The sequence below is a fragment of the Pseudomonas sp. GM_Psu_1 genome (assembly GCF_026544185.1).
GTDB classification, from domain to species: domain Bacteria; phylum Pseudomonadota; class Gammaproteobacteria; order Pseudomonadales; family Pseudomonadaceae; genus Chryseomonas; species Chryseomonas oryzihabitans.
Map to the genome: position 1 here is coordinate 1 of NZ_JALNUX010000039.1, position 517 is coordinate 517.

A 517-nucleotide genomic window follows, 5' to 3' on the forward strand; every position below is an offset into this window, starting at 1 on the left:
ACTATCTTCATGCCGCTGGCCATAGGTGGCAATCAGCTTGGCGTCGAGTTTGTCCGTTTTGCTGCGCTGCAACTGGCTTTGCGCATAACGGGCGATCTGTGCTGGATTGAGCACCGCGATTCGGTAGCCCAACGCATGGAAGTGCCCGGCGAGCGATTCGTGATAGATGCCCGTGGCTTCCATCACGATCCAAGCGCCTGGCTCGGCATGCTGTTGCAGCCAGTCAGCAAAGACCGCGAAGCCTGCCTGATCGTTGCTCAGCTTGCCCTTTGTCCGGTACTTGCCGTTGGACTGCAGGACGGCCAGGTCGAAGCTGCGCTTGGCGATATCACCGCCTACTACTACGGCCATGATGTCTCCTCCTTCAGATGCGTCACGATCACGTCATCCCGTCCAACCTTGCGTAATACGAGCTCTTGAGGCTCCAGATACCGTTCGGACTTGGGGATGAGTGTGGAGGAGGCAGCCTATCTACGCTGCAAGCTCAAAGGCTTAAGGGTGGACGCGGCTTGCCATC

General features: G+C 58.0%; 1 protein-coding gene. It reads right to left on the reverse strand.

The genetic code is table 11. From position 1 onward, the window contains the following. Nucleotides 1-351 (reverse strand): transposase (locus tag OXS31_RS23350; protein ID WP_267402365.1); only part of this gene is annotated, 351 nt, incomplete at its 3' end. Between the last annotated feature and the right edge of the window lie 166 nt (nucleotides 352-517).